General features: G+C 55.2%; 4 protein-coding genes. 1 reads left to right on the forward strand and 3 read right to left on the reverse strand.

Going from position 1 to position 6,244, the window contains the following annotated elements:
* Positions 1-78: 78 nt before the first annotated feature.
* The 3 genes from BN1139_RS06200 to ppnP all read right to left on the reverse strand — a co-directional run bounded on the left by BN1139_RS06200 (position 79) and on the right by ppnP (position 3,549).
* On the reverse strand, positions 79-1,449 hold the full coding sequence (locus BN1139_RS06200; protein ID WP_005336844.1) for an L-serine ammonia-lyase: 1,371 nt from the start codon (positions 1,447-1,449) through the stop codon (positions 79-81).
* A 275-nt stretch (positions 1,450-1,724) separates the two neighbouring features.
* Entirely contained in the window at positions 1,725-3,110 is a 1,386-nt protein-coding gene (locus tag BN1139_RS06205) for an L-serine ammonia-lyase (RefSeq protein ID WP_005352308.1), read from the reverse strand.
* A gap of 154 nt (positions 3,111-3,264) precedes the next feature.
* Positions 3,265-3,549 (reverse strand): pyrimidine/purine nucleoside phosphorylase, encoded by a 285-nt coding sequence (gene ppnP, locus BN1139_RS06210; protein WP_005336842.1) that lies wholly within the window; start codon positions 3,547-3,549, stop codon positions 3,265-3,267.
* Between the two features lie 270 nt (positions 3,550-3,819).
* On the opposite strand from ppnP, the gene BN1139_RS06215 reads away from it, so the two are divergent.
* On the forward strand, positions 3,820-5,061 hold the full coding sequence (locus BN1139_RS06215; protein WP_005352303.1) for a dicarboxylate/amino acid:cation symporter: 1,242 nt from the start codon (positions 3,820-3,822) through the stop codon (positions 5,059-5,061).
* Positions 5,062-6,244 lie beyond the last annotated feature (1,183 nt).

The raw sequence follows: 6,244 nt of genomic DNA on the forward strand, positions 1-6,244 counted from the left end.
CCATATTCAGGACGGGACAGGGGCAATAAAAAAGGCGGGATATCCCGCCTTTGTTCAGATGAGGGTCGCAACCCTTATTTATTCGCAAGCAACCTGCATCACCTTGATGGCCAGACCACCACGGGAGGTTTCACGGTACTTGGAGTCCATGTCCTTGCCGGTGATGTACATGGTCTCGATCACCTTGTCCAGGGAGACGCGCGGCTTGGAGGTACGACGCAGGGCCATACGGGAGGCGTTGACTGCCTTCATGGCTGCGATGGCGTTACGCTCGATGCAAGGCACCTGTACCTGACCGGCAACCGGATCACAGGTCAGACCCAGGTTGTGCTCCATACCGATCTCGGCAGCTTCGCAGACGTGCTCCGGGCTACCGCCCATCAGCTCGGTCAGACCGGCAGCGGCCATGGAGCAGGAGACACCCACTTCACCCTGACAGCCCACTTCGGCGCCGGAGATGGAGGCGTTCATCTTATAGAGGATGCCGACGGCACCGGCAGCCAGATAGAAACGGGTGTACTCGTCGCGGCCAACCGGCTGGATGAACTTGTCGTAGTAAGCCAGTACGGCCGGGATGATACCGGCAGCGCCGTTGGTCGGTGCAGTGACCACGCGGCCACCGGCAGCGTTCTCTTCACTCACGGCCAGAGCGAACATGTTGACCCAGTCAACGATGTTCATCGGATCGCTCGAGAGGTTCTCGTTGGTGTTGAGCTGACGGTAGAGCGGCGCGGCACGACGGGGTACGCGCAGCGGGCCGGAGAGAACGCCTTCGGTACGGCAGCCGCGCTCGATACCTTCACGCATGGTGTTCCAGATCTTGCCGAACTTCTTGTAGATCTCTTCCGGAGTGTTGAAGCACTTCTCGTTTTCCATCATCAGGGCAGAGATGGAGAGACCGGTCTGGCTGCAATGGGCAACCAGCTCGGCGGCGCTCTTGAACGGATAGCGTACGGACATGTCGCCGCTGTCAGCCTTGCCGAAGTTCTCTTCGTCAACGATGAAACCGCCACCGATGGAGTAGTAGGTCTTGCTGTAAACCACTTCATCTTCAATCAGGGCAGTCAGCTTCATGCCGTTTTCGTGCAGCGGCAGGGCTTCGTCGTGGAATACCATGGCGTCACGCGGGAAGCTGACGGTGTGGCAGTGCAGGCCGATCGGCAGGCGCTCGGTCTGTTCAACACGGGAGATAAACTCGGGGATGGCATCGATATCGACATTTTCCGGCAGGTTGCCAGCCAGGCCCATGATGATGGCAGTGTCGGTATGGTGGCCTTTGCCAGTCCAGGAGAGGGAGCCGTAGACATCGACATTGATCCGGGTTACATCGCGGATCTTGCCGCCCGCGCGCAGCTCGTCAACAAACTGTTTGGCCGCTTTCATCGGGCCAACAGTGTGGGAAGAAGAGGGGCCTACACCGATTTTGAAGATATCAAAAACGCTGATCATGTCACTATTACCTCAGGGTAGAAGGGGGCGGCATGCCCACTCACAGAAATTTGGGAGATCCATGGAACGCGCTTGTCAGCGCAGGTCACAGAACCAGATAACCGTAGTGTAACGGCTCCAGACCTAAAAAAAGTTGAAATAGATCTATTTTTGTTGAATCTGAGGCGCGAGTATAAAATTTATTTTTGTGCTTATCCATTTTGTTAAGCGTTTGCCCATAAAAATACCCGGCGATGCCGGGCATTTCGGAACCAAATGGAGTCATTTGCCGTTTTTTAACATTCGGTAATGTTAACGGCGAGGCCGCCACGGGCCGTCTCCTTGTATTTGGTCTTCATGTCGTTGCCGGTCTCCCACATGGTCTTGATCACCTTGTCCAGCGACACCTTGTGCTCGCCGGTGCCGCGCAGGGCGAGGCGGGCGGCATTGATCGCTTTCACTGCGCCCATAGCGTTGCGCTCAATGCAGGGCACCTGTACCAGCCCGCCAATGGGATCGCAGGTGAGGCCGAGATTGTGCTCCATGCCTATTTCGGCGGCGTTCTCCACCATGGCCGGGCTGCCCCCCAGCAGTTCGGTCAGCGCGCCAGCCGCCATGGAGCAGGCGACACCCACTTCCCCCTGACAGCCCACTTCGGCGCCGGAGAGGGAGGCGTTCTTCTTATATAAGATGCCGATGGCAGCCGCGGTGAGGAAGTAGCGGATCAGCGTCTCGTCATCCACCTTGTGCACGAAGCGATCGTAGTAGTGCAGCACGGCGGGGATGATGCCCGCAGCGCCATTGGTGGGGGCGGTGACCACCCGGCCACCGGCGGCGTTCTCTTCGTTGACCGCCAGCGCAAAGAGATCGACCCACTCCATCACCATCAGCGGATCCTTGTTGAAGTTGGTCTCGCAGCTGAGCTGGCGGAACAGCCCCGGGGCGCGGCGCCGAACCTTGAGGCCGCCCGGCAGCACCCCTTCGCTTTTGCAGCCTCGCTCGACGCAGCCCTGCATCGCCTGCCAGATCTTGCGCAGCCCCGCTTTTATCTGCTCATCGCTGCGAAATACCCGCTCATTGGCGAGGATAAGCCCCGAGATGGAGAGGCCGCTCTCCTGACAGTGGGCCAGCAGTTGGGCGCCGCTGTCGAACGGGTAGGGGACTGGGTGTTTGGCATCAGACTTGGCGGCCTCTTCTTTGGCGGTGGCAAAGTGGCTCTCTTCAATGATGAAGCCGCCCCCGATGGAGTAGTAGGTCTGGCTGAAGCGCAGGTTTTCCTCTTTATCAAAGGAGCGCAGAGTCATGCCGTTGGTGTGGGCCGGCAGGGTTTTGCGGCGGTTGAAGATGATGGCTCCGGTGCGGGGAAAATGGCTTGGTTGTTCGCCTGCCAGCTGCAAGTTCTGTTCCTTTTCCACTCGAGCCAGAATGGCGGGAATCGCTTCGATATCGACCGATTCCGGTTCAAAGCCCGATAACCCCAGAATGATCGCCTTGCCGGTACCGTGCCCTTTGCCGGTCTGGCCCAGCGAGCCGTAACACTCCACTTCGACCCGCGTGACTTGTGGCAGATGGCCTTGCAGCTTGAGCTGCTGGACGAAGGCGTAAGAGGCACGCATGGGGCCGACAGTATGGGAAGAGGAGGGGCCAATTCCGATGGAAAACAGGTCAAACACGCTGATCATGACATCAATCCGGTGATGGTTTATGTCTGTTTATTCTAGGATTTTTGACGTGGATGGAAAGCGGGGATGTGCGGTGCTGTGACATGGACACAGATAATGGGGCTGGGGATTGCCCAAGAAGGTTGAAGGGGCTGATCCCCTTCAACCGGCCTGATCAGTCGAGAAATTCGCACAGATAAGCTGTGGGGGTTTTCACTTCCAGTTTGAAGGAAGAGTGACCGGCCACCAGGAAGGATTCACCCTGGCTGTAGGTGTGCCACTCATCTTCATCAGCCAGCTGGATGGTGAGAGCGCCCTTGATCACTGTCATCCGTTCGGGGGCGGCGGTGTTGAACAGGTAGTCACCGGCGTTCATCACCCCGACGGTTGATTTCTCGCCTTTTTGTTCGAAACCGATGGATTTTACATTTCCGTCGAAATACTCGTTAACTTTCAGCATCTTTACATCCCTGTGTGTACGTTTGTGCAGCCAAACTAGCACAATCTTTTGCCAGTTGTCATGGGGGATGAGGTAAAAATCGCCGAGACCGCTTTGAATCTTCACTTTTTCGCAAACTTATTAATAGCCAAGGTTAATGATTTGCTGATTTAAAACAGCAATTAAATGTGAGATAACACGCGCAAACAGGGGAATGGGCAGCCGCTCATTCCCCTGTTTGGTTAATTGCACTGGGAAAAGTGTGAATTTTGCTACATAAAGGAACATATTGTGTTAACTAAAGGACTCATTAAAAACATCGGCTTCCAGGTTGTGGTCGCCATGGTACTGGGCGCAGTGGTCGGCGCGTTCATGGGTGAACAAGCCACCGTGTTTGCACCGCTCGGTACCCTGTTTATCCAGCTGATCAAGATGCTGGTGATCCCGCTGGTGGCGGTAGCCATCCTCTCCGGCGCCGCCAATCTGGGCGCCAGCCCGGCTGCGGGCAAGATCGGTGCGGCTACGCTGGCTTTCTTCCTCGTGACCTCAGCGTTGGCCGTGTTGCTGGCACTGGTAATGGGGCAGATCTTCAAACCGGGTGTCGGGGTCGATTTCGCTTCCGTTGCCTCCATGTTTGGTGGTGACTATGCCGATAAAGGGGCGTTGCCGGATGCAGTCGCCACCCTGCTTGGCATGATCCCCACCAACGTCTTCAACTCCCTCAACGAAGCGAACATCCTGCAGATCCTGGTGTTCTGCATGTTCCTCGGCATTGCGCTGGCCAAACAACCACGCGAGCGGGCCAAGCCACTGGTCGATGGGCTCAATACTCTGGTGGATGCCTTCGTCTGGATGATCAACAAGGTGATGATCATCGCGCCGCTCGGGGTGTTCGGTCTGATGGCGGAAGCCATCGGTACCTATGGCTTCGATGTGCTGACCCTGGTACTCAAGCTGTTCGTGGTCTATGTGGCTGCCATCCTTATCTTCGGCTTTGTGGTTTATCCGCTGCTGGTGATGATGTTCTCCAACACGCCGGTAATGAAGTACCTCTCTGCCATGAAGAAGCCGCAGATCGTGGCCTTCTCCACCGCCTCTTCCATGGCAACCCTGCCGGTCAATATGGAGACCTGCGAGCATGATCTGAAAGTGACCAACGCGACAGCCTCCTTCGTGTTGCCGCTGGGTGCCACCATCAACATGAGCGGCAACGCCATCTATTACGGTCTGGTCGCCATCTTCTTCGCGCAGGTTTACAACATCGATCTGAGCGTCGGTGCCTGGGCGGCCATCATTGTGACCTCCACTCTGGGGGCGATCGGCCAAGCCGGTGTGCCGGGCCCAAGCTTCCTGGTGGTTGCCGTGCTGCTGGCGGCCGGGATCCCCATCGAAGGGTTGCCGCTGCTGTTCGCGCTGGATCGTCTGTTCGACATGATCCGCACCTCCCTCAATATTACCGGCGATGCGGCCTGTGCTGTCATTGTTGACCGCTTCAGCCCGGAATATGACCCACAGCGCTGGAACAAGGCATAACTGCTTTGAGCTGGACTGAGATATAACAGCCTTAAGCTGACACTGCGTAACGCGAGCCCCTGCCATGATGGCGGGGGCTTTTTTATATCTGCCGGAGAAGTATCAGAGCAAAGGTGTGCACAAGAGATTGCTGACGGATTTAGCTGTGTTGAATGGAAAGTACAGGAGGGGAAAACATCAGTTGTGGGCATGTGCCGTATGGCTTCAACCGGCCTGTTGTAGATGCCGGGGTAGGGGATTGTCAAACGGCGGGTAACAAAAAGGGGAGCCTTGCTCCCCTCGGATATGATCTGCTGCTGGTTCTACTCCATCAGGCCATATGGTTAAACCATCCTGGTTACACCCTTGTGGCGAAAGAAACAGCGTCAACGTGATGAAATCATATCTATGTTGACCATCTCGGCATTATTACTGAAAAGCACCAGTTGATGGCGATTAAACAGACATGACAAAGAGGGTCGGTCCGGATTGATGCCTCTCTATCCGGCTCAGAACTGTGACAGTGAGGGCAGAGAGACAGCAACCAGGGTGAAAAACACCGTGAAAACGGCAGTAACGACAAACTCTTTCATTTTTCTCTCCCTAAGTTGTTGGTTGATGTAGTCAAGATACCATAACAAGGGGGTAAAACAAGGTGTAAGTTGATAAAATAGCTTCTTTATGTGCGTGGTTGGTTGAGATGGCTATTTTTGTCATATTGAGCTGATTTTATCACCTGCTATGGCATGTTAGGCATTCAAGATTCTGTTTTTATGGTTATTTCATTTAAATTCAATTGGTTGGTGAGCTGTTGGCTGGTTTGGTGAGGGGTTTTGTATGGAGCTCAAGTGGCGTTTTATAAGTTTTCACCCTCGTAATAGTGTCATTGAGGCCATAAAAAGTGCGCAAGGCAATGATTTGACGATTCCTGACGTAGATAGCCCATCCAAAAGAAGTCTATGGAGAGAGTCTGGTTGCCAACCCTTGTCACAACATCACTTTATCAGTCCAGAGTCTCCGCATTTTTACAGCAATACACTGGGTTCATAGGGAGGAGAGCTGTGCATCGGGGGGATACAGAGTGGCAGCTGGCTGTTTTATCAGCGCCAATTTCCCCGTTGGCCTCGGAATAGACATGGCCGCAGCAAGAGTGAGGTGCGCAATAGGCCAGAGGCGTATTCTCTGGCTGGGCTGGGCTGGGCTG

Origin of the sequence: Aeromonas veronii bv. veronii, assembly GCF_000820225.1 — a bacterium.
Taxonomy (GTDB): Bacteria; Pseudomonadota; Gammaproteobacteria; order Enterobacterales; family Aeromonadaceae; genus Aeromonas; species Aeromonas veronii.